We start from the raw sequence: 21,120 nt of genomic DNA on the forward strand, positions 1-21,120 counted from the left end.
CCATGACCCCCGTTCGTTCCCGCTCGGCTCGCTCCGTGGCCGTGCTCCTCGCGGGTCTGGTCGCGACCTTGACCGCGTGCGCGCCCGAACCGGCCGCGCCGCAGCCCGAACTGACCTTCGGCGTCGAGTCTCCTGCTGCCGCTCCGGCCACCACCACTCCCCCGCGCCTGCGCGTGGTCACGGTGGGCGACTCGCTCATGTCGGGTGCGGGATTGGCCATCGGTGAGGCATGGCCCGATCTCATGGCATCCCGAGCCCACCTCGCGCTGACGAACCTCGCTTGCGGAGGGATGGGATTCGTCGTCGAGGGTGAGTGCGGAACCGCCTATGCGGGCTTCGCGCCCGCCGTCGCTGCCCTGCAGCCGGATCTGCTCATCGTGGAGTCGTCGAGTAACGACTTCTGGCAGGACCCCGACGAGATCCGCGCGGACACGACCGCCACGGTGGACGAGCTCCACCAAGCCGTGCCCACCGCACGCATCGTCGGTTTGAGCACGATCTGGAACGACGAGTCCGACATCCCGGACGACAACGCGGTCACGTCCGACGCGCTCCACGATGCGATCGACGCGGTCGGCGGAACGTACATCGACATCGGCCAGCCCCTGCTCGGACACCCCGAGTGGCTGCAGGACGACGACGTGCACCCGACGGCTCGCGGCCAGAAGGCGATCGAGCAGACGATCGTGTCGGCCCTGCAGGACGCGGACGTCCTGCCCTGAGGCCGACCGAGACGCTCCGTCGACGTCAGCCGCGGCCGAGCATCTTCTGCAGTTCGGCGAGGTCCGCCTCCGTCGGCGCCTTCTGACCGCCCAGCCCGAAGCCCGAGCCGGTCGGAGCCGTGGATGCCGCGATCCCGGCGTTCTCGGCCGCGCGCTTGGCCGGGTTGCCCGAGCGCGACCCCTTCGCCTTCTGCTGCTTGCCGCGCTTCGACGAGGCGCCGGGCTTGCCGCCGACGGGGCCCATGCCGGGGATGTTGGGCACTCCACCGCGGGCGACCGTCTTCATCATCTTGGCGGCCTGCTCGAAGCGCTGGACGAGCTGGTTGACGTCGGTGACGGTCATGCCGGAACCGCGCGCGATGCGCAGACGGCGCGAGCCGTTGAGGACCTTCGGGTTGCGACGCTCGCCCGGGGTCATCGAGCGGATGATGGCCTCGGTGCGGTCGATCTCGCGCTCGTCGAAGTCCTCGAGCTGCTGCTTCATGTTTCCCATGCCCGGGAGCATCCCGAGCATCTTCTTCATGGAGCCCATCTTCTTCATCTGCTGCATCTGCTCGAGGAAGTCCTCGAGCGTGAACGTCTCGGTCGCGATCTTCTCGGCGACCTTCATCGCCTCGGCCTCGTCGAACGCGTTCTGCGCCTGCTCGATCAGGGTGAGGATGTCACCGAGGTCGAGGATGCGGGATGCCATGCGGTCGGGGTGGAAGGGCTCGACGTCGTCGAGACCCTCGCCGGTCGACGCGAAGATGATCGGGCGACCGGTGACAGAGGCGACTGAGAGAGCGGCCCCACCGCGCGCGTCACCGTCGAGCTTCGACAGCACGACGCCGGTGAAGTCGACACCGTCCTGGAACGCCTTCGCCGTGTTCACGGCATCCTGACCGATCATCGCGTCGATGACGAAGAGCACCTCGTCCGGGTCGGTCGCCTTGCGGATGTCGGACGCCTGCTTCATCAGCTCGGCGTCGACGCCGAGCCGGCCGGCCGTGTCGATGATCACGATGTCGTGTTGCTGGCGCGTGGCGTAGGCGACGCCGTCGCGCGCGACCTTCACCGGGTCGCCGACGCCGTTGCCGGGCTCGGGGGCGTAGATCGCGGCCCCGGCGCGCTCGGCGACCACCTGCAGCTGGTTCACCGCGTTCGGCCGCTGGAGGTCGCACGCGACGAGGAGCGGCGTGTGGCCGTCTTTCTCGAGCATCTTCGCGAGCTTCCCGGCGAAGGTCGTCTTACCCGAACCCTGGAGCCCCGCGAGCATGATGACCGTGGGCGGGTTCTTCGCGAACTGCAGACGGCGCTGCTGGCCGCCCAGGATGCCGATGAGCTCGTCGTTGACGATTTGCACGACCTGCTGCGCGGGGTTCAGCGCACGGTTGACCTCGTCGCCGAGGGCGCGCTCGCGGACGGCCGCGGTGAACTCCTTGACCACGGGCAGCGCGACGTCGGCGTCGAGGAGGGCACGGCGGATCTCGCGCACCGTCCCGTCGACGTCTGCGGGCGTGAGCTGGCCCTTCTTCCGGAGATTGCGGAAGGTCTCTGTGAGCCGGTCGGAGAGGGTGCCGAAAGTCGCCATGATGAGTCGAGTTTACGCGGGGCGCGGGAACCGTGCCGCTCCGGCGAGGCGGTCAGGCCTCGGCGAGGGCTTCGGCGAGCGTGTCGGGAAGCGACCGACCCGCCGCGGTGCGGTCGGCCCAGGCCCAGACAGAAGCCAGGACCGCCGCCGACAGCGCTCCCGCCTTCACCTGAGCGACGAGCGGCGCCGCGCCGTCGCGGACCAGGCGCGCCGCTATCTCGCGCTGCAGCTGGAACTGGCGCACCGCGCGGTCGCGGTCGAGTTCGGCGGCGATCCCCATGGCATCCGCGTTCGTGATCGCGAGGGCGAGGGCATCGGGGGTCAATCCCTCGCCGATCGACGTGAGCGCCTCGCTCGTGCCGACGCCGTCGCGCAAGAGGGCGACGCCACGCGCCGACTGCTCGTCGAACCCCGACCACAGCACGTCGCTCTTGGCCGAGAAGTAGTTGAAGAAGCTGGAACGGCTCACGCCGGCGCGGCGCGTGATGTCGGATACCGATGTCGCCTCGTATCCGCGCTCGAGGAACAGCTCGCACGCCGCCTCGGCGAGGACCTCGCGTGACGAGGCGCGAGGGCGTCCACTGCGGCTCGGCGAGGTCATGCCGCCAGCCTAGAAGACGGGGCCGCGTGTATTATTAGACGCAATCCAACAACGGCGGGAGCCGAGATGCTCGACATCGACCACGTGGGGTTCGCCCCGGACTACGTGCCCTACCTCGACGGCTGGTCGCATCAGAGGCGCATCCACGCGGAGGTGGTCGCCGGGCGTCGCCCCGACACGCTGCTCCTCCTCGAACACGAAGCCGTGTACACCGCGGGCAAGCGCACCGAGGATCACGAACGGCCCGACGACGGGACGCCGGTCATCGACGTCGACCGCGGGGGAAAGATCACCTGGCACGGTCCGGGCCAACTCGTCGGCTACCCGATCGTGCGTCTGCCCGAGCCGGTGGACGTCGTCGCGCACGTGCGCCGCCTCGAGTCGCTGATCATCGCCGCTCTCGCCCCGATCGGCGTCGACGGCATCCGCGTGGATGGCCGCAGCGGCGTCTGGGTGCAGCGCCCGCTCGGCCTCGACAAGGTCGCGGCGATCGGAGTCCGCGTCGAAAGAGGAGTGACCATGCACGGCTTCGCCGTCAACTGCGACAACTCGTTGGCCGCCTTCCGGCGGATCGTCCCGTGCGGGATCTCGGATGCCGGCGTGACGACCGTGAGCGAGGTGATCGGAGCAGACGTCTCCCCCGGCGACCTCGTGCCCCGCATCGTCGACGTCTTCCACTCCGAGTACGCGGGGGTGGCGGCATGAGCACCTGTGGCACCGGATCGGCCGGAGTCCCGGCATCCACCGCTCCGAACGGACGGAAGCTGCTGCGCCTCGAAGTGCGCAACGCCGAGACGCCGATCGAGCGCAAGCCCGAGTGGATCAAGACCAAGGCCAAGATGGGGCCCGAATACACGGCGCTGCAGAACCTCGTGAAGACCGAGGAGCTTCACACCGTCTGCCAGGAGGCCGGATGCCCCAACATCTTCGAGTGCTGGGAGGACCGCGAGGCCACCTTCCTCATCGGGGGCTCGCAGTGCACCCGTCGGTGCGACTTCTGCCAGATCGACACCGGCAAACCCGCGGATTACGACACCGACGAGCCGCGTCGCGTTGCCGAGAGCGTGACCCGGATGCAACTGCGGTACGCCACGGTCACGGGCGTCGCCCGCGACGACCTGCCGGATGAGGGCGCATGGCTCCATGCCGAGACGGTGCGGCGCATCCACGCCGAGAACCCCGGCACCGGCGTCGAGATCCTCGCGACGGACTTCTCGGGGAACCCCGCACTCCTCGAGGAGGTCTTCTCCTCACGGCCCGAGGTCTTCGCACACAACGTCGAGACGGTGCCGCGCATCTTCAAGCGCATCCGTCCCGCCTTCCGCTACGAGCGCTCCCTGGGCGTGCTGACCGCGGCGCGCGACGCCGGGCTCATCACGAAGTCGAACCTGATCCTCGGGATGGGCGAGGAGCCCGAAGAGGTGGTGCAGGCACTGAACGACCTGCACGAGGCCGGGACCGACATCATCACCATCACCCAGTACCTGCGCCCGACCCCGCGCCACCTCCCCGTGCAGCGGTGGGTCAAGCCCGCCGAGTTCGTCGCCTTCAAGGAGGAGGCGGAACGCATCGGTTTCCTCGGCGTTCTCGCGGGGCCCCTCGTGCGTTCGTCCTACCGCGCCGGGCGGCTGTGGGCGCAGTCCATGGTGTCGAAGGGGCGCGAGATTCCGCCGCACCTCGCTCACCTCGCGAAGGACATCGCGGCAGACGGCGTGGACTTCGCTCAAGCAGTGTGACGTGCGGTGCGGAGGCTACGCCTTCTCGCGCCGTGAGGGAAGGGAACCCCGTGGTCACCCGCGGGGTCTACCGTGTCGCCGGGTCGACCGACCCACCTCGACATCACCCTTGCGAACGGAGCTACGGTGGATCTCGCCGTCGTCCTGCCCGTCCTTCTCGTCATCGCCCTGGCGATCTTCTTCGACTTCACCAACGGCTTCCATGACACCGCCAATGCCATGGCCACCTCGGTCGCCACAGGCGCTTTGAAGCCCAGAGTCGCCGTCCTCATCTCCGCTGTCCTGAACCTCGTCGGCGCGTTCCTGTCGACGGCTGTCGCGAAGACGGTGTCGGAGGGCATCCTCGCCCAGGACGACCGGGGTCTCCCGCAGATCACGGTTCCGATGATCTTCGCCGGCCTCATGGGCGCCGTGGTCTGGAACCTGCTCACCTGGTGGCTCGGCCTCCCGTCCAGCTCGACGCACGCGCTCTTCGGGGGCCTCATCGGCGCCGCCGTGATCGGCGCCGGCTTCCAAGCGGTGGAGTGGGGCGGAGTGCTGTCCAAGATCGTGCTGCCCGCCCTGCTGTCACCGTTCATCGCCGGCACGGTGGCGCTCGCTGCGACCTACCTCGTCTACCGCATCACGAGAATGGCGACAGTGGCCGGATCCACGACCGCATTCCGCCACGGCCAGACCATCTCCGCCTCCCTCGTCTCACTCGCCCACGGCACGAACGATGCCCAGAAGACGATGGGCGTGATCACGCTCACCCTGATCGTCGCCGGAGCGCAGGAGGCCGGCACCGGTCCGCAGCTGTGGGTGATCCTCAGCGCGGGCGGCGCCATCGCGCTCGGCACCTACCTCGGCGGATGGCGCATCATGCGGACGGTCGGGAAGCGGATCACCGACGTGAAGCCACCCCAGGGCTTCGCGGCGGAAACGAGCGCGGCCTCGACGATCCTCATCTCCTCGACCCTCGGCTTCCCGCTGTCGACCACGCAGGTGACCTCGGGAGCCGTGATCGGCTCGGGCCTCGGCAAGCGCCTCGCCTCCGTGCACTGGAACGTCGTGACGCGCATCGCTTTCGCCTGGGTGGTGACGCTGCCCGCCGCCGCCATCGTGGGCGGGGGCGCCGCGTGGGCGGCATCCACGGGCCTTGCCGGACTGATGATCGTGCTGATCCTCGGCCTCGCGGCGTGCGCGGGCCTGTTCGTGCTCGCGCGTCGACGTCCCGTGTCCGCGAACAACGTCAACGATGAGTCCGTGAGCGCCGACGCGCTCGGCCGGCGTCAGCCCGAAGGAGAACGAGCATGAACGAATGGCTCAGCGACGAGGGAGGAGCCATCCTCCTCGTCTTCCTCGTCGGACTAGGTGTCACACTCCTGATCGTCGGGCTTTTCGCCCTCGGCATCCGGTTGCTGGCGGTGGGTGCGCCCGACCTGAGGGTGGCGGCCGGAGAGGATCCGGAGGGCCCGACCGCTGTCGCGTTCCCGCGTGAGCGCCGGCGTCCCCTGCCCGCCACCGTCGCGGGCCTCGCCTGCTTCGCCGGAGTCGCGGCGGCGGTGATCTACGGGGTCTACCTCGTGATCCCCGCGTTCCACGGATCTTGAGCGTCGATCAGACCGGCCAGATGTAGGGCAGGTCGTCGGGGACGTCGCCGAAGCGGGGCACGTAGAACGCCGCGTCCTTGCGCACCAGGTTCGAGCGGTGAGCGAGGTGGAACGGCTCGTCGGCGAGCCACGGCGGGAGGTCGAGGTCAGCTTGTCGCGCGCCGTCGACCTCCGGAGCGAAGGCGCGGATCTTCTCGCGCACGGTGTCCGAATGCCCTCGTCCGATCCATTCGTCGGTCATGACGAGGCCATAGGACACCAGTGCAGGCAGGTGTTCAGCCCACATTCTGGCGGCCGGGTGGTTGCGGAACCCGTGGCCGGGGACGGTCAGAGCCCGCAGCAGCTGGAAGGTTTCGACGCGCTGCTTACCCAGACGCTTCGTGTCGAGGACGAGGGCCGACTCGACGAAAGATGCATACGGGAGGAACGTCTGCACGAGGTCAGTCAGCGCTCGTAACCGACTGCACCGAGCCGTCGGACGCGAGGTTCACCAGCAGCACGTCGTCCGTGGCATCCGGATCGAGGGCGTACTCGAGAACCGCGAACGGATCGGTCCCACCGTGCTCATCCGCGAGGATCGTCACGCTCATCAACTGCATCGACTTGATCACATCGATGTGCGTATCGCCGGACGGGTCGATGAGCAGATCGTCGATCTCCTCGCCGAGCGTCGCCTGCTGCTGGAGGATGTACTCGGTGACCTCGCTGGTGCGGGAGTCCAGCTCACCCACCATGGCGTTGCGCGCAGCCAGGTCGATGGCTTCGAGCGCCGAGATCATGGCGGCCGCGACATCGAGGGCCTCGACGGACACGTCATCCTGGTCGGGGGCCGTGAGATCGACGGTCACACTCTGATCGCCGAACTCGACGTTCTCCGACCAGAAGATCGACCCGTCGGGCCCGGACTCGAGGAGTCCGAAGAAATCGTGCTCGATCGCCATACCCCCATGAAACCAGGCGGCACGCGCTTCGGGAAGGCGACCCGCCCGGGTCAGTCGACGAGCGATGCGGCGAAAACGTGCGGCGTGAAACCGGTGAGGTCGTTGATGCCCTCACCCTGGCCGAGCAGCTTGACCGGAATGCCCGTGCGTTCCTGCACGGCCAGCACGAACCCGCCCTTCGCCGAGCCGTCGAGCTTGGTCAGCACGAGACCGGTGACCCCGGCGCTGTCGAGGAACGCCTGGGCCTGCATGAGCCCGTTCTGGCCGGTGGTGGCATCGAGCACGAGGAGCACCTCGGCGATCGGCGCCTGCTTCTCGATCACCCGCTTGATCTTGCCGAGCTCGTCCATGAGCCCGCCCTTGGTGTGCAGACGGCCGGCGGTGTCGACGAGGACGATCTCCGTCCCCGTCTCTTTCGCGTGCGCGACCGTCTGGAAAGCGACGGATGCCGGATCCTGACCCTCGTGCTGCGGACGCACGATCGCGGCTCCCCCGCGCTCCGCCCAGGTCGCGAGCTGGTCGACCGCCGCGGCACGGAAGGTGTCGGCCGCTCCGACGACGACGCTGCGACCGTACCGCTGCAGGAACTTCGCGAACTTACCGATGGTCGTCGTCTTGCCCACACCGTTCACGCCGACGACGAGGACGACGGCCGGACGCTCGGTGAGCCGCAGGGTCGTGTCGAACTTCGCGAAATGCTCCTCCAGCGTCTCCTTCAGCATGCGCTGCAGGTCGCGCGGGTCGGTCGTGCGGAAGCGCTCGACCTTCTCGCGCAGCTCGTCGACGAGGCGCTCGGTCACGTCGGGTCCGAAGTCGGCCGTCAGGAGGGCCGTCTCGAGGTCTTCCCACGTCGTCTCGTCGATCGTGGGTTTGACGAACAGGCCGCGCAGCGCGCGCCCGAGCGACCAGGAGTTCTCAGCCATTGCTTCAGCTTACGGGGGCGGCTTCTCGTGCGGCCGCTGCCCGATCGCCGATGCGCTGACCGACGACCGCCGAGACCCCGTCCTGTCGCATCGACACGCCGTAGAGCGCGTCAGCGATCTCCATCGTGCGCTTCTGATGTGTGATGACGATCAACTGACTGCTCGAGCGCAGCTTCTCGAAGACCCCGAGGAGCCGTCCGAGGTTGGCGTCGTCGAGGGCTGCCTCGACCTCGTCCAGGATGTAGAACGGGCTCGGCCGGGCTGTGAAGATCGACGTCAGGAAGGCGACGGCCGCGAGCGAGCGCTCCCCGCCCGACAGGAGCGAGAGCCGTTCGATCTTCTTCCCCACCGGGCGGACGGAGACCTCGATCCCCGTCGTCAGCGGGTGCTCCGGATCGGTGAGCGAGATGCTCCCCGATCCGCCCGGGAACAGGATGGGGAAGATCTCGGTGAACGCGGCGCGGGTGTCTTCGAACGCGGCGACGAAGATCGTCTGCATCCGCTCGTCGAGCTCGGCGATGATCGTCTGAAGGTCCGCGCGCGTCTGCTGCAGATCGGCGAGCTGCTCGGTGAGGAATGCGTGGCGTTGCTCGAGAGCGGCGAACTCCTCGAGGGCGAGCGGATTGACGCGGCCGAGTTGGCCGAGCTTCCGCTCCGCCTCCTGCAGCCGGCGCTTCTGCCCGGCCCGGTCGAAAGCAACGCCCTCGCCGTCAGAGTCCCCCGGAACCAGCTGGTCGGGACCATATTCCGAAACGAGAATGTCTTCGTCGAGGGCGAGCTCGGACTGGACGCGCTCCAGCAGACTCGTGACGTGCAGTCGCTTCTCGTGCATCTGGAGTTCGAGCCCGTGAACGCTCTCCGTGAGACGCGCGAGCCGCTCGCGCACGTCCGCCTCTTCGGCGCGCGCGCGGGCCAGATCCGCCGAGACCGCGGTGCGGGTCGCCTCTGCCGCGGCGAGTTCCACACGGGCGTGGCTCACGGAACGGTCGACCGAGTCGAGGAGCGCGGGGAGCTGAGCCGCGACCTCGGCCGCGATCTCGCGCTGCGCGCGACGGATCACCGCGCGGCGCGCGGCCTCCTCGGCGGCCGCGCGCTCGCGCTCCCGCTGGTTCTCGAGCTGGACGATGCGCGCCTCACCCGCACGCACCCGCTCCTTCAGCGTCTCGATGTCGAGGCGCGCGCGCATCTCCGTCTCTCGCGCCGCCTCGAGCTCCGCGACCATGCCGTCTCGCGCGGATGCGTCCAGGATCGGTCGCGGGGCCTCGAGGGCTCGGGCCAGAGCGGCTTCGGCTGCGGCGGCCGCATCCTCGGCCTCCGCGACCGCGGCGGAGGCCTGCGCGAGGCCCGCCTCCAGGCGCTCGCACTCCGCGACCGCCGCCTCGTGCCGCACGGTGACGCGATTCACCTTCTCGGCCTGCGCCGCCAGCGCGGCGTCGTGCGCGCGGAGCGTGGCGAGCGAGTCTTTCGTTCGCTGTCGCGCGTCGGAGAGCGCCCGTTGAGCGTCGCTCAGCGCTTCGCGCAGCGAATCCGCGACGACGACGATCTCGGCGAGTCGTTCGGCAGCGGCATCGCGCTCCGCGGCGAGTTCCAGCCGCGAACGTCCCGCGCCCGAGCCCGCTCGCAGCGTGTGAACGGTCAGGACCTCGCCGGCACGCGTGACGAGGGTCGTGCGGTCGTCGAGGGACGCAAGGGCCGCCCGCGCGGCATCCAGGTCGTCGATGACGACGACCCGGGCCAGGATGCCGAGGATCCCCGGCGGTGCGGTCACCACGTCCACCGCTCGAACGCCCCCCGCCGGAACGCTCACCGCGGGGGTGTCGACCGATGCGTCGGCGAGGGCGATCTCGACCACGCCGAGGTCGTCCTCGGCGGCGACGCGGGCCGTCGCGAACGCCGCGGCGGAATCGTCGACGAGCACACCCTCGGCGAGCGAGCCCAAGGCGGCCGCCACGGCCGCCTCGTAACCCGACGTCACCTTGACGCTGTCGCCCACCAGTCCACGTACCCCCGGCTGACCCGAGGCGACGAGGTCGGCGGCGGCATTGCGCACGTCCAGCGCGCGACCCAGCGCGGTGGTCTGCGCGGACAGGGCGTCACGCTCGCGTTCCGCGGCGTGTAGGCGCTCGCGCAACTGCGCCACTGCCGCCTCCGCGTCGTTCGCATCGCGCTGAGCACGCTCGTAGGCCGCCGCGTGCTCCGCGGAATCCGCTTCGGGCGCGATCGTCGGATCCAGAGCGGCGAGGGCCTCCTCGGCCTCCGCCCGGCGGACCAGCGCGGCGTCCAGGGCACGCTGTTGGCGCTCGACGCCCGCAAGCACGGCGTCCCTCGTCGATGCGGCGGAGGCTGCCGCCCCCCGCAGCGCCGTGAGCCTCATGTCGTGCTCCGAGACGAGCGCGCTCTGTGCGGCGATGTCGACGTCGAGGGCGTCGAGATCAGCTCGGGCCCGCGCCACCGCTCGGGCGGCATCCGCGGCAGCATCTTGCGCGTCCCCCAGGCCGGCGGAGATGTCGTCGATCTCGCTCCGGACGTCATCGATCGTCGACTGCGACACGGTGGGCGAGAACGCACCCGCGTCGCGGTCGTCGTCGGAGAGCAGGGCGAGGCGTTGGCCCGCGAGCGTGTACAACCCACGGAGACGCTCCTGCACCTGCTCGAGCGAGAACGCCACGCGTCGCGCCTGATCGACCGCCTCGGATCGCTGCTCCTCCTCGAGTCGTTCCACGCGATGACGCAAGCCCTCCGCCTGCTCCTGCAGGACCAGACGCTCGGTGTGCCGTTCGGTCTCGGCCCGCGCGGCATCCGCGAGCTGACTGCGAAGGCGCACCAGGTCGTCCGCGAACAGGCGGGCCTTCGCGTCTCGCACGACGGCGGCGATCGTGGCCGCCTCTCGGGCAATCTCGGCCTGTTTCCCGAGCGGCTTCAACTGCCGGCGGAGCTCCCCGGCGAGATCGCTGAGACGCGTGAGGTTCGTCTCCATCGCCTCGAGCTTGCGGACGGTCTTCTCTTTGCGGCGGCGATGCTTGAGGATCCCCGCCGCCTCCTCGATGAAGCCCCGACGATCCTCGGCGGTGGCTTGCAAAACCGTGTCGAGGCGCCCCTGACCGATGATCACGTGCATCTCGCGGCCGAGACCCGAGTCGCTCAGCAGCTCTTGGACGTCGAGGAGGCGACTCGTCTGACCGTTGATCGCGTACTCGCTGGCCCCGGTGCGGAACAGCGTCCGGCTGATCGTCACCTCGCTGTAGTCGATCGGGAGGGCGCCGTCGGAGTTGTCGATCGTCAGCTGCACCTCGGCGCGCCCCAGCGGGCCCCGTGTCGAGGTGCCGGCGAAGATGACGTCCTCCATCTTTCCGCCGCGGAGCGTCTTCGCCCCCTGCTCCCCCATGACCCAGGCGAGAGCGTCGACGACATTGGACTTGCCGGATCCGTTCGGACCGACGATGCAGGTGACACCGGGCTCGAGCGCGAACGTCGTCGACTGCGCGAACGACTTGAAGCCCTTGAGCGTCACGCTTTTCAAGTGCATGTCGCCGCGCCTCCCGTCTGATCGTCGACGCCTCACGCTACCGGAGAACCCGCGGAATTCCGGGGCGGCGAGCCGCTCGCTCCCCGAGGACGCGCCCGGGATCCCACGGAATCTGAGCGCGAGCTTGACATTCGCTGACAGCCTTCGCTAGCGTCGGGGGTCGCAACCGACGACGAAAGGAGGTCCTCCCATGATTCGCAACACCACAGGCTTCACCGCCACCGGCTTCACCGCCGCTCCCGTGCTGTCCGCATCCTTTGCCGGAGTGACCACCGTCGTCGGAATGCCCGTCTTCCTGGGCTGACCCGTCGCGTCGAGACGCCTGCCGTCTCCGCTTCTCGCGCCGCATCCGTCGGATGCCGAGCGTCAAGGATCGTTCGATCCCTCGCGAGCACCGCTCGCCGTCTCCTTTCTTCACCTCTTCTCACCGGAGCCTCCGCATGAGCACTCTGCCCACGCGCGCGCCGCAGCACACCGCGGCCACGCCCACCGTCTCTCTTCCCACGATCGTCGACCGACCTGTCGGTCTCATCGACCGTCTCACCCTGCGCCTCGGCCTGTGGCTGTTGACGCGCCACGCGGCTCGCGTGCACGTCATCGAGCTGCGCACGACGAGCGCGCACCGCGCTCGGGTGCAGTACGCCGAACGGAGCCAGCGTGAACGCGACTGGTACCGGACGGCGTCACTGATGCGTCCGACCATCTGAATGGTGTGCGCCGCCCCGCGCGGGCGGCGCACACCGTCCCATCCCCTCACGAAAGACACCTGATGACTTCGCTCCCCGACGGCGTCGAGTTCCGACGCCTGCACATCCCCGCCTCCATCGACGACGATGACGCCGCGGACTTCCGCGAAATGACCCGCGTGCGCAACCTCGTGTACGCCGAGATCTCGGGTCACGACGATCACTCCATGCCGGCGGACGAGCTTCTGCCGAACTTCCAGCCTGACCCCGCGCAGGTGCGTCTCTCGTGGCTCGTGCTTCTCGACGGCGAGGCGGTGGGTCGTATCGGTCTCGACCTCCCCCAGGAAGACGGGGCCCGTTCGGGCTACTGGCTCGTCGAGCTTCTTCGATCGGTCTGGGGACGCGGCATCGGTCGCGCCGGCTACGCGCTCGTGGAACAGACCGCTCGAGAGCACGGTCGAACCGTGCTCCAGTCCTGGGCGGAACACCCCGCCGCCGACGGGCCTCACCTCGAGGCTCCCACCGGCTTCGGTTCGGTGCCGCACGATCACATCGCGCGGTACTTCCTGGCATCCGGGCACGCTCTGGAACAGGTCGAACGCAACAGCGCTCTCGACCTGACGACCGCGGAGCCCCGCCTTCGCGCGCTCCTCGCCGAAGCCGAGTCGGCCTCCGCCGGATACCGGATCGTGCAGTGGGTCCTGCCGACCCCCGACGAATTCGTCGACGGAATGGCGCTCATGAAAGAACGAATGGTGACCGACGCGCCTGCGGCGGGCCTCGAGTTCGACGAGGAGAAGTGGGATGCCGATCGCGTACGCCGCTACGAGCGCACCTACCTCGATGCGGGACGTCTGCTGCTGGTCACGGCCGCGCAACACATCGACAGCGGGGACCTCGTGGCCTTCAACGAGCTCGCGATCGGCAAGGACCGCACGGCCGCGACGTCTCAGCACGACACCCTCGTCGTGGGTACCCATCGCGGGCACCGCCTCGGCATGCTCGTGAAGTGCGCGGGTCTGCTCGCGTGGCGCGACATCGCGCCCGCCTCGCCGCGCGTGCTCACCTACAACGCGGAGGAGAACCGTCCGATGCTCTCGATCAACGAGGCGATCGGCTTCGCGCCCGTGGCTTACGAGGGGGCGTGGAAGAAGGTGCTCGACTGACGATGGCCGATCAGCGCACGCGCTGACAGTGCGGGCAGAAGTGGCTCGAGCGGTTCATGAACGACACCCGCACGATGGGCCGGGCGCACCGGGGACACGGCTGACCGGTGCGCCCGTACGCGTTGAGCGAGTGCGCGAAGTAGCCGGCCTGACCGTTCACGTTCACGTACTGGGCGTCGAAGCTCGTTCCGCCCTCCGCCAGTGCCTTGTCGAGCACCGCGCGGACCTCGCCGAGCAGACGATTCACGGCCCGGGTCGGAAGAACGGATGCCGAGGTCTCGGGGTGGATGCGTGCCGCCCACAGCGACTCATCGGCGTAGATGTTGCCGATGCCGCTCGCGACGGTCTGGTCGAGCAGCACGCGCTTGATCCCCGAGGATGTGCGCGAGAGTCGCGCCCGGAAGCGCGCGACGTCGAAAGCGGGGTCGAGCGGATCGCGCGCGATGTGCGCGACCTGCGTGGGCACGCGCGCGAGATCCGAACCCCGTCCGGCCGCCGCGCCGTCGGGAGTGTCGACGAGCTGGTCCACGGCCAGCGAACCGAATGTCCGCTGATCGGCGAACACGACCGAGAGCGGGCCGTGGACCGGGTGCTCGAGCTCGATGCGGATGCGCTCGTGGCGCTCCTCGGGGGCCCCCGGAACCCGGAGCAGCATCTGCCCGCTCATGCCGAGGTGCGTGACGATCGCTTCGTCGTCGGAGAACGGCATCCAGAGGAACTTGCCCCGCCGGACGGCGGCGCTGATCCGCTGCCCGGTGAGCGCCGCCTCGAAGTGCGCCGCTCCGCCGGTGTGACGGGTGAGCGCTCGTTCGTCGCGAACGTCGACCGACGCGATGAGCGCGCCGGTGACGGCGGGTTCGAGACCGGCGCGGACGACCTCGACCTCGGGAAGCTCAGGCACGCGCGTCGAGCTCGCGCCAGGCCGTGAGCGCCGCGGCCATCTCGGCCTGCTTCTTGCTCGACCCGGTTCCCGTGGTCACCACGTCTCCGACCGTGACGGTCGCCGTGAAGCGCCGGTCGTGATCGGGGCCGGACGCCTCGACGGCGTAGGTGGGGGCGGGCAGTGAGAGGCGAGCCGCGATCTCTTGCAGGCTGGTCTTCGGGTCCATCGCCGCGCCGTACCGGGCAGGGTCGGCCATCAAGGGCTCGACGAGTCGCAGCACCATGGCGGTCGCGGCATCCGGACCGGCCGACAGATACGTGGCACCGATGAGCGCTTCCATCGTGTCGGCGAGGATCGAGTCCTTGTCGTTGCCGCCGGTGAGGATCTCTCCCCGGCCGAGCCGGACGTGCTGGCCGAGACCGATACCGCGAGCGACCTCGGCGAGGGCGATCGTCGAGACGACGCCGGCGCGCCGCTTGGCGAGCTGGCCCTCGTCGAGATCCGGATGCCGCGTGAAGAGGCGCACGGTCACGGCCTGACCAAGCACGGAGTCACCGAGGAATTCGAGGCGCTCATTGTGCGGGATGCCGCCGTTCTCGTAGGCGAACGAGCGATGTGTCAGCGCGAGCGAAAGAAGCTCGGGGTCGATGTCGACCCCGAGCTTCTCGGTGAGCGCTGAGCGCTCGACGTTGTTACGCGTCACGAATCGCCGATCAGACGTCGGCGACCTTGCGGCCCTTGTACTCGAGGAAGAGCTCGGTGCCCTGCGAGTCGGTGACGACCTTCGCCTGGTGGGGGCGGCTGTAGACGACCTTGCCGTTCTCGATGGTCTTGACGAGCGCGGGGGCTTCGGCCTTCCACTGCGCGCGACGCGAACGGGTGTTGGAGCGGGAGACCTTCCGCTTCGGGGGGTTACCTGCCATGTCTAGCTCTTCTCTGTCTTGGGGGCGGCGCGGAGCGCATCGCCGTCGTCTGGGGTGTACTGCTGGAGCGCAGCCCATCGAGGATCAACGGACGACTGCTCCGTGTCGCCGGGGCTTTCCGTCAGCTTCTCGCCCGTGACCGGGTCGAGCCCGAGGCAATCCGGCTGACACACCGGCTGGAACGGAAGCGACAGGACAATGGCATCCCGGACCAGATTTTCAAGATCCACGTGGTCGTCTTGAACGTCGAAGTCACTCGCTTCATCCCCAGGATACGCGAAAAGTTCCTGGAACTCGACTTCGACAGGCTCCTCGATGTCGATCAGGCAGCGTCCGCAGACCCCGGTGGCAGTGGTGTCGACGGTTCCCGACACGAGGATTCCCTCGTGGACCGACTCGAGACGCACCTCGAGCTCGAGCGGCTCCGCCTCGGGAACGGAGACGAGACCCTCGCCCCATTTCTCGGGCGCGGGGATCTCGAGGCTGTGCTCGCGCATCTCGCCCGGCTTGCGCTCGATGTCGCGCACGGGGAGCTGGAAAGGTCCGGGGCGGTGGGTTCTCACGGGGGTCCATGCTACCCGGGCGGCCCTGGGGAGGGGCCGGACGACGCGGCCGCGCGCACGCGGTCGGTGCAGCGGCCGTGCGGGCGGAGCCGCCGAAATGCCCGCCGGCATACCCATAAACGCGATCCGCTCACAGAAACGCGTGCTGCACGTGTTTCCGTGAGCGAATCGCGTTTATGCGCGAGCGCCGACCGCGCGCTTGGCAGAACGCGCCGCGAAACCGCCCCGCCGAGAATCGCGGCGGTCAGATCCCGCGAGCGCCGGTGTCGAGGAACCGCGCGACCGCGGGAGGCACGTACGGCGACACGTCGCCTCCGAGACCGGCGACCTGGCGCACCAGAGAACTCGACACGAGCGCGTGCGAGGGATCGGGCAGCAGGAAGACCGTCTCGACGTGCGCGAGATCCCGGTTCACGATCGCCATCGGCGTCTCGTAGGCCACGTCGACCTGCGATCGGATGCCTTTGACCAGCACCTTCGCGCCGACCTCGGTCGCGTAGTCGACGAGGAGCCCCATGCTCCACGCCGCAACGACCACGTCGCCGTCGACACCCGCCTCGGCGATCGACTGCTCGAGCAGCGACTGGCGCTGGGCGATCGGCAGCATCGCTTCTTTGCCGGGATTGTGCACCACGAGGACGTGCAGCTGGTCGAAGAGACCGGCCGCTCGGCGGATCACGTCGAGATGTCCCAGCGTGGGCGGGTCGAACGAGCCGGGAACAACGGCGATCCGGGGGTCCATGCCGCCAGCCTACCGACGGCTGCTCGTTCAGGACTTCGCGAGCGCCGCACGTTCTTCGACACCGAGACGACGCTCGAGCGCAGCCGCCAGCCCCGGATGCCGTTGCAGCGCCGGATCGTCGGCGAGAAGCCGCTCGCCCTCGGCGCGCGCCTCGGTGATGAGGTCGGCGTCGGTGACGACACGCAGCAGGCGGAGGGACGAACGCACGCCCGACTGGGCACCGCCGAGCACGTCGCCCTCGCCGCGCAGTTCGAGGTCGACCTCGGCCAGCGCGAAGCCGTCGAGCGTCGCCGCCACCGCGTCGACCCGCGCGCGCGACGAGGTGCCCGGCGCCGCCTCGGTGACGAGCAGGCACAGGCCAGGGAGGCCGCCACGACCGACACGACCTCGCAGCTGGTGAAGCTGCGAGACGCCGAAACGGTCGGCCTCGAGGATGACCATCGTCGACGCGTTGGGCACGTCGACACCGACCTCGATGACCGTGGTGGCGACGAGCACGTCGATGTCGCCGCGCGCGAACGCCTGCATCACGGCATCCTTCTCATCGGACGGCATCTTGCCGTGCAGGATCTCGACCCGGATGTCGGCGAAGGCCGGCAGGCGCGACAGCAGGGCCTCGACCTGGACGACGCCCCACCGCGTTCGGTTGGTCTCGTTCGGAGCGACGGTCGCGGCACCGTCGGGCGCACCGTCGGGCGCATCGGCCGGCTCGTCGGTCTTCTCGTCGGCCGTGAGCTGCTCGGCGTCGATCGCGGCACAGACGAAGAAGGCCTGGCGACCCTGCGCGACCTCCTCGGCCACGCGATCCCACACGCGCGCGAACCAGCTCGGCTTCTCAGCGAGGGGCGCGACGAACGATTGGATGCCGGCACGCCCGGCCGGCATCGTCCGGATCGTCGAGACGTCGAGATCGCCGAACACCGTCATCGCCACGGTGCGCGGAATCGGCGTCGCCGTGAGAACCAGGGTGTGCGGAGAATCGCCCTTCGCGCGAAGGGCCTCTCGCTGGTCGACGCCGAAACGGTGCTGCTCGTCGACCACGACGAACCCGAGGTCGGCGAACGTCGTCGTGGAGCTCAGGAGGGCGTGGGTACCGACGACGATTCGCGCCTGACCGGATGCGACGCGCAGCGCGGCCTTGCGCCGCTCCGCAGCGGGAAGCTGACCGGTGAGCAGGGTCGGCATGAGTTCGGGGGCGAGTTCGGGGCCGAGCATGCGGGCGATCGACCGCAGGTGCTGTGCTGCGAGCACTTCGGTCGGGGCGATCAGGGCCGACTGCCCGCCCGACTCGGCGACCTGCAACATGGCGCGCAGGGCCACGAGGGTCTTGCCCGAGCCGACCTCGCCCTGCACGAGACGGTTCATGGGCCAGTCGCCCACCATGTCGGACTGGATCTGGGCACCCACGCTCTGCTGATCGGGGGTGAGCTCGAACGGCAGGATGCGGTCGAAACGTTCGAGGAGCCCGCCGGGATGCGCGGGGCGCTTCGTCGCCGAGAGCGCGCGAACGAACTGGCGCTGCTGCAGCAACGCCGTCTGCAGGACGAACGCCTCCTGCATCCGCAGCGTCGCCACGGCGGGCGGGATGTCGTCGTCGTTCTCGGGACGGTGGATCTGCTCGAGGGCGGCGCGAGCCGGGAGCAGACCGCGCCGCGCGCGAAGGTCGGCGGGGAGGGGATCGTCGATGTCGCCGAGCGAGTCGAGGACGAGCGAGATCGTCTTCTGCACGAGGGGACTCGGAACGGTCGCCGTGGCCGGGTAGATCGGAATCGGACGCTTCGCGCTGACCTCGGCCTCGGCGCGCGCCTCGGCGATGTCGTCGAACAGCTCGTAGTCGGGGTTCGTCAGCTGCGTCTGTCGGCGATACTCACCGACCTTGCCCGAGAAGATGCCGCGCCTGCCCGGAGTGAGGTCTTTGAGCCGCCACGGCTGGTTGAAGAACGTCAGCGACAGGCGGCCGTCGCCGTCGCTGATCACCACTTCGAGGAGCGACCCCCGGCGATTCTGCATGCGCCGCTCGCTCGCGCTCACCACCTCGGCCACGATCGTGACCGGTTCGCCCAGGGGCAGGGTCGAGATGGGGGTCAGCTCACCGCGCCGCGCGTACCGCCGAGGGTAGTGCTCGAGGAGCTCGCCGACGGTCTTCACGCCGAAGGCGCGGTCGAACGCCGCTGCCGTCTTGCCGCCGATCGCTCCGTCGAGACGGGAGGCGAGCGACAGACCGGGCATACGTCGAGTCTAGGGATGACCACCGACATCGTCGGCGGCTCCCGGTTGGCTCGGGCGAGCGACCGTAGGCTGGAAGGGTGACGCGCATCATCTCCGGCCGTGCCGGCGGAACCGTGCTCGAGGTCCCCGCGAAGGGCACGCGCCCCACGAGCGACCGCGTGCGCGAGTCGCTCTTCGCGGCGCTCGAATCCGCCGACCTCCTCCGTGAAGCACGCGTCGCCGACCTGTACGCCGGCTCCGGAGCGCTCGGGCTCGAGAGCCTCAGCCGCGGGGCCGCCTCAGCCGATCTCGTCGAGCTGTCCGCTCCCGCCGCCGCCGTGATCCGCAAGAACGCGGATCGACTGCGAACTGCGGGCGTCGAGGCCCCCGTGCGGGTGCACCGCGCGAACGTCACGACCTACCTCTCGGCATCCGGCGCCGAGTGGGACCTCGTGTTCATCGACCCGCCGTACGACGTGGGCGACGAGGAGCTCACCCGCGTGCTGCTCGCCCTCGCGCCCCGGCTGAGCCCGGACGCGGCCGTCATCGTCGAGCGCGCGAAGCGCTCCCCCGCGCCGGATTGGGCCGCCGCCGGGCTCGAGCCCGAGCGGGAGCGCACCTACGGCGACACGACGATGTGGTGGGGTCGACCGACCGCCTGAAGACGCGGGCCGTCACCCGCGGCCGGCATCCCAATCGCGGTAGGGGTCCCAGCCCGTGCGCCCTGTCCACGGCGACCCGTCCACCGTGATCGAGCGTTCTCCGCGTGCCTCGACCGTTCCCACTCGGCGCCCGAGCGGAGCGGTCTCCGCGGGGAACGTCACGAGGAACCCGTGGTCCTCTCCTCCGCCGAGAGCGAGTGCGGGGTCGTCGCCCAGGGCTGCGGAGTCGAACGCGATGGTCACATCCGACGCGTCCGCCAGCCGAGTCGCGTCGAGGGCGAGACCGTCGGAGATGTCCATCATGGCGGTGGCGCCCGCGTCCGCGGCGCGCAGCGCGTCCGCGATCGGCGGTCGGGGGGCGAGCTGGCGTGACAGCGCGTGCGCGTCCGCCGCCGTGAGGCTCGCGCGTGCCTCGGGCGTGACGACCACGGGGGTGCCATCGGCATCCGTGAACCGGCGGAAGAGCAGTTCGATGCCCTTCGCAGCCGGGCCGAGCTCGCCGATGACGTACACGCCGTCGCCGATCCGTGCGCCCGAGCGACGGACGGGGTCGCGACCGTCGAGCGACCCCAGGGCCGTGACGGCGATCGTAAGGGTGTCCGAGACCGTGAGGTCGCCGCCCTCGACAGCGCAATCGGGCGCGAGCTCGGCGCAGGCGTCGGCGAGCCCCTCGGCGAAGCCACGGACGAACGACACCGGAGTCGCGTCGGGCATCGCGAGGGCCACGAGAAGAGCGATCGGCCGCGCACCCATCGCGGCGACGTCGGCGAGGTTCACGGCGGCCGCTTTGAAGCCGAGATCGTGCGCCGACGACCACGCGAGCCGGAAGTCGGGGCCGTGCACCAGCGTGTCGGTCGTCGCGACCACGCGACCGTCCGGGACGGCCAGCACCGCCGCGTCGTCGCCCGGCCCGACCGGTGCCGTCGACGGGGGAAGGCGATCCAGGATGCCGCGGAGGATCTGCCCCTCGGACAGCTCTCCCACGGTGATCTCACGGCTGGTCTCGGCGTCGGTCACTCCCCCACGCTATTAGCCTGGAGGGGTGCCCCGCTCTTCACGGACCCTCGCGTTGCTCGCCGCCCTCACGCTCCTGCCGGGGCTCGCGGCCTGCAGCACGAACGTCGCGATGGAGCCCGCGAAGCTCGCGAACGACCCGGCCTGTGCCAACGTCGAAGCGCGTCTGCCCAAGACGATCTCGGGACAGGAGCGGCGATGGACCGACGCGCAATCGACCGCGGCGTGGGGGAATCCGGCATCCATTCTCATGACCTGTGGTCTCGAGGCCCCCGCACCGACGACGCTGCCGTGCCGGACGTCGGACGGCGTGGACTGGATCGTCGACGAGTCCCGGGCGTCCGAGAACAAGTACACGCTCACCACGTATGGCCGCGAGCCCGCGGTGCAGGTGTTCCTGGATCAGGGAATCGCGAGCAGCGGCGACGTGGCCCAGGCCCTCGGCCCGCTCATCCGCGACAATCTCCCCGCGACCGGGGCGAAGTGCACGTCGCTCTCGGACGCGACCCAGGCTCCCGAGCCGTCACCGACGCCGACCCCGTAGCCGCTGGCCCCCTCGGTCGAATCCGCCACCCTGACGTGCGCCGTATGCACGTCGAGACGCGACTCCGACCGACATATGGCGCAAGTCAGCGAGATCGCGCCTCCCGCGTTCCCGCGCG

Annotated in this window: 22 protein-coding genes; 9 read left to right on the plus strand and 13 right to left on the minus strand. The window is 69.6% G+C overall.

Translation table 11 applies throughout. The annotated features are described in order from the left end of the window. Nucleotides 1-2 precede the first annotated feature (2 nt). Nucleotides 3-722, plus strand: coding sequence for an SGNH/GDSL hydrolase family protein (locus AB0O24_RS12960; protein WP_275798134.1), 720 nt, complete (start codon nt 3-5; stop codon nt 720-722). Between the two features lie 25 nt (nt 723-747). Here the strand turns inward: AB0O24_RS12960 and ffh are convergent, their stop codons facing one another. Next, the gene (ffh, locus tag AB0O24_RS12965) at nt 748-2,292 is read right to left on the minus strand and encodes a signal recognition particle protein (protein ID WP_363375394.1); all 1,545 of its coding nucleotides are present in this window, start codon (nt 2,290-2,292) and stop codon (nt 748-750) included. Between the two features lie 52 nt (nt 2,293-2,344). Next, on the minus strand, nt 2,345-2,893 hold the full coding sequence (locus tag AB0O24_RS12970) for a TetR/AcrR family transcriptional regulator (RefSeq protein ID WP_275798138.1): 549 nt from the start codon (nt 2,891-2,893) through the stop codon (nt 2,345-2,347). A 66-nt stretch (nt 2,894-2,959) separates the two neighbouring features. Between AB0O24_RS12970 and lipB the strand changes: the two genes are divergently transcribed. The 4 genes from lipB (at nt 2,960) to AB0O24_RS12990 (ending at nt 6,221) form a co-directional block, all read left to right on the plus strand. Beyond that, nucleotides 2,960-3,598: a lipoyl(octanoyl) transferase LipB gene (gene lipB / locus AB0O24_RS12975; protein WP_363375397.1), complete on the plus strand. Its 639-nt coding sequence runs from the start codon at nt 2,960-2,962 to the stop codon at nt 3,596-3,598. Continuing rightward, nucleotides 3,595-4,629, plus strand: a complete 1,035-nt coding sequence (lipA, locus tag AB0O24_RS12980) for a lipoyl synthase (protein ID WP_275798142.1) — start codon at nt 3,595-3,597, stop codon at nt 4,627-4,629. The genes lipB and lipA overlap by 4 nt, the downstream gene beginning before the upstream one ends. A 126-nt stretch (nt 4,630-4,755) precedes the next feature. Beyond that, nucleotides 4,756-5,925, plus strand: a complete 1,170-nt coding sequence (locus tag AB0O24_RS12985) for an inorganic phosphate transporter (RefSeq protein ID WP_363375400.1) — start codon at nt 4,756-4,758, stop codon at nt 5,923-5,925. Further along, nucleotides 5,922-6,221 carry a hypothetical protein gene (locus AB0O24_RS12990; RefSeq protein WP_275798146.1) on the plus strand — a complete coding sequence of 100 codons (300 nt, stop codon included), beginning with the start codon at nt 5,922-5,924 and terminating at the stop codon, nt 6,219-6,221. The genes AB0O24_RS12985 and AB0O24_RS12990 overlap by 4 nt, the downstream gene beginning before the upstream one ends. 7 nt (nt 6,222-6,228) lie before the next feature. Here AB0O24_RS12990 and AB0O24_RS12995 read toward each other — a convergent pair whose 3' ends face one another. Genes AB0O24_RS12995 through smc form a run of 4 tightly spaced genes read right to left on the minus strand, consistent with a single transcriptional unit; the run spans nt 6,229 to nt 11,611 of the window. Beyond that, nucleotides 6,229-6,657 (minus strand): MSMEG_6728 family protein, encoded by a 429-nt coding sequence (locus AB0O24_RS12995; RefSeq protein ID WP_363375403.1) that lies wholly within the window; start codon nt 6,655-6,657, stop codon nt 6,229-6,231. Between the two features lie 4 nt (nt 6,658-6,661). Continuing rightward, nucleotides 6,662-7,162 carry a DUF2004 domain-containing protein gene (locus AB0O24_RS13000; protein WP_058596508.1) on the minus strand — a complete coding sequence of 167 codons (501 nt, stop codon included), beginning with the start codon at nt 7,160-7,162 and terminating at the stop codon, nt 6,662-6,664. A gap of 50 nt (nt 7,163-7,212) precedes the next feature. Then, nucleotides 7,213-8,085: a signal recognition particle-docking protein FtsY gene (gene ftsY, locus AB0O24_RS13005; RefSeq protein WP_275798150.1), complete on the minus strand. Its 873-nt coding sequence runs from the start codon at nt 8,083-8,085 to the stop codon at nt 7,213-7,215. A gap of 4 nt (nt 8,086-8,089) precedes the next feature. Next, complete coding sequence (gene smc / locus AB0O24_RS13010; RefSeq protein ID WP_363375407.1) at nt 8,090-11,611, minus strand: chromosome segregation protein SMC; 3,522 nt, start codon at nt 11,609-11,611, stop codon at nt 8,090-8,092. A 440-nt stretch (nt 11,612-12,051) separates the two neighbouring features. On the opposite strand from smc, the gene AB0O24_RS13015 reads away from it, so the two are divergent. Further along, nucleotides 12,052-12,318 (plus strand): hypothetical protein, encoded by a 267-nt coding sequence (locus AB0O24_RS13015; protein ID WP_363375410.1) that lies wholly within the window; start codon nt 12,052-12,054, stop codon nt 12,316-12,318. A gap of 62 nt (nt 12,319-12,380) precedes the next feature. Continuing rightward, complete coding sequence (locus AB0O24_RS13020; protein WP_363375413.1) at nt 12,381-13,463, plus strand: GNAT family N-acetyltransferase; 1,083 nt, start codon at nt 12,381-12,383, stop codon at nt 13,461-13,463. A 10-nt stretch (nt 13,464-13,473) separates the two neighbouring features. Here AB0O24_RS13020 and mutM read toward each other — a convergent pair whose 3' ends face one another. The 6 genes from mutM to AB0O24_RS13050 form a co-directional block, all read right to left on the minus strand. Then, a complete protein-coding gene (mutM, locus tag AB0O24_RS13025) occupies nt 13,474-14,364 on the minus strand; it encodes a bifunctional DNA-formamidopyrimidine glycosylase/DNA-(apurinic or apyrimidinic site) lyase (RefSeq protein WP_275797884.1) in 891 nt (296 codons plus the stop codon). Then, nucleotides 14,357-15,049: a ribonuclease III gene (gene rnc, locus AB0O24_RS13030; protein WP_058614223.1), complete on the minus strand. Its 693-nt coding sequence runs from the start codon at nt 15,047-15,049 to the stop codon at nt 14,357-14,359. The genes mutM and rnc overlap by 8 nt, the downstream gene beginning before the upstream one ends. 10 nt (nt 15,050-15,059) lie before the next feature. Beyond that, a complete protein-coding gene (gene rpmF, locus AB0O24_RS13035; RefSeq protein ID WP_013586329.1) occupies nt 15,060-15,269 on the minus strand; it encodes a 50S ribosomal protein L32 in 210 nt (69 codons plus the stop codon). A 2-nt stretch (nt 15,270-15,271) separates the two neighbouring features. Then, the gene (locus AB0O24_RS13040; protein ID WP_058596518.1) at nt 15,272-15,766 is read right to left on the minus strand and encodes a DUF177 domain-containing protein; all 495 of its coding nucleotides are present in this window, start codon (nt 15,764-15,766) and stop codon (nt 15,272-15,274) included. Nucleotides 15,767-16,076: 310 nt separating this feature from the next. Next, nucleotides 16,077-16,574, minus strand: coding sequence for a pantetheine-phosphate adenylyltransferase (gene coaD / locus AB0O24_RS13045; RefSeq protein WP_275801507.1), 498 nt, complete (start codon nt 16,572-16,574; stop codon nt 16,077-16,079). A gap of 27 nt (nt 16,575-16,601) precedes the next feature. Further along, nucleotides 16,602-18,803 carry an ATP-dependent DNA helicase RecG gene (locus tag AB0O24_RS13050; RefSeq protein WP_363375416.1) on the minus strand — a complete coding sequence of 734 codons (2,202 nt, stop codon included), beginning with the start codon at nt 18,801-18,803 and terminating at the stop codon, nt 16,602-16,604. Between the two features lie 77 nt (nt 18,804-18,880). Here AB0O24_RS13050 and rsmD point away from each other — a divergent pair, with 77 nt between their 5' ends. Continuing rightward, nucleotides 18,881-19,444, plus strand: a complete 564-nt coding sequence (gene rsmD / locus AB0O24_RS13055) for a 16S rRNA (guanine(966)-N(2))-methyltransferase RsmD (RefSeq protein WP_363375418.1) — start codon at nt 18,881-18,883, stop codon at nt 19,442-19,444. Nucleotides 19,445-19,456: 12 nt separating this feature from the next. Here rsmD and thiL read toward each other — a convergent pair whose 3' ends face one another. Beyond that, nucleotides 19,457-20,461: a thiamine-phosphate kinase gene (thiL, locus tag AB0O24_RS13060; RefSeq protein WP_363375420.1), complete on the minus strand. Its 1,005-nt coding sequence runs from the start codon at nt 20,459-20,461 to the stop codon at nt 19,457-19,459. Between the two features lie 25 nt (nt 20,462-20,486). Between thiL and AB0O24_RS13065 the strand changes: the two genes are divergently transcribed. Beyond that, nucleotides 20,487-21,002, plus strand: coding sequence for a DUF3515 family protein (locus tag AB0O24_RS13065; protein ID WP_275800768.1), 516 nt, complete (start codon nt 20,487-20,489; stop codon nt 21,000-21,002). The last annotated feature ends 118 nt before the right edge of the window (nt 21,003-21,120 follow it).

Source organism: Microbacterium sp. NPDC086615 (assembly GCF_040686055.1).
Taxonomy (GTDB): Bacteria; Actinomycetota; Actinomycetes; order Actinomycetales; family Microbacteriaceae; genus Microbacterium.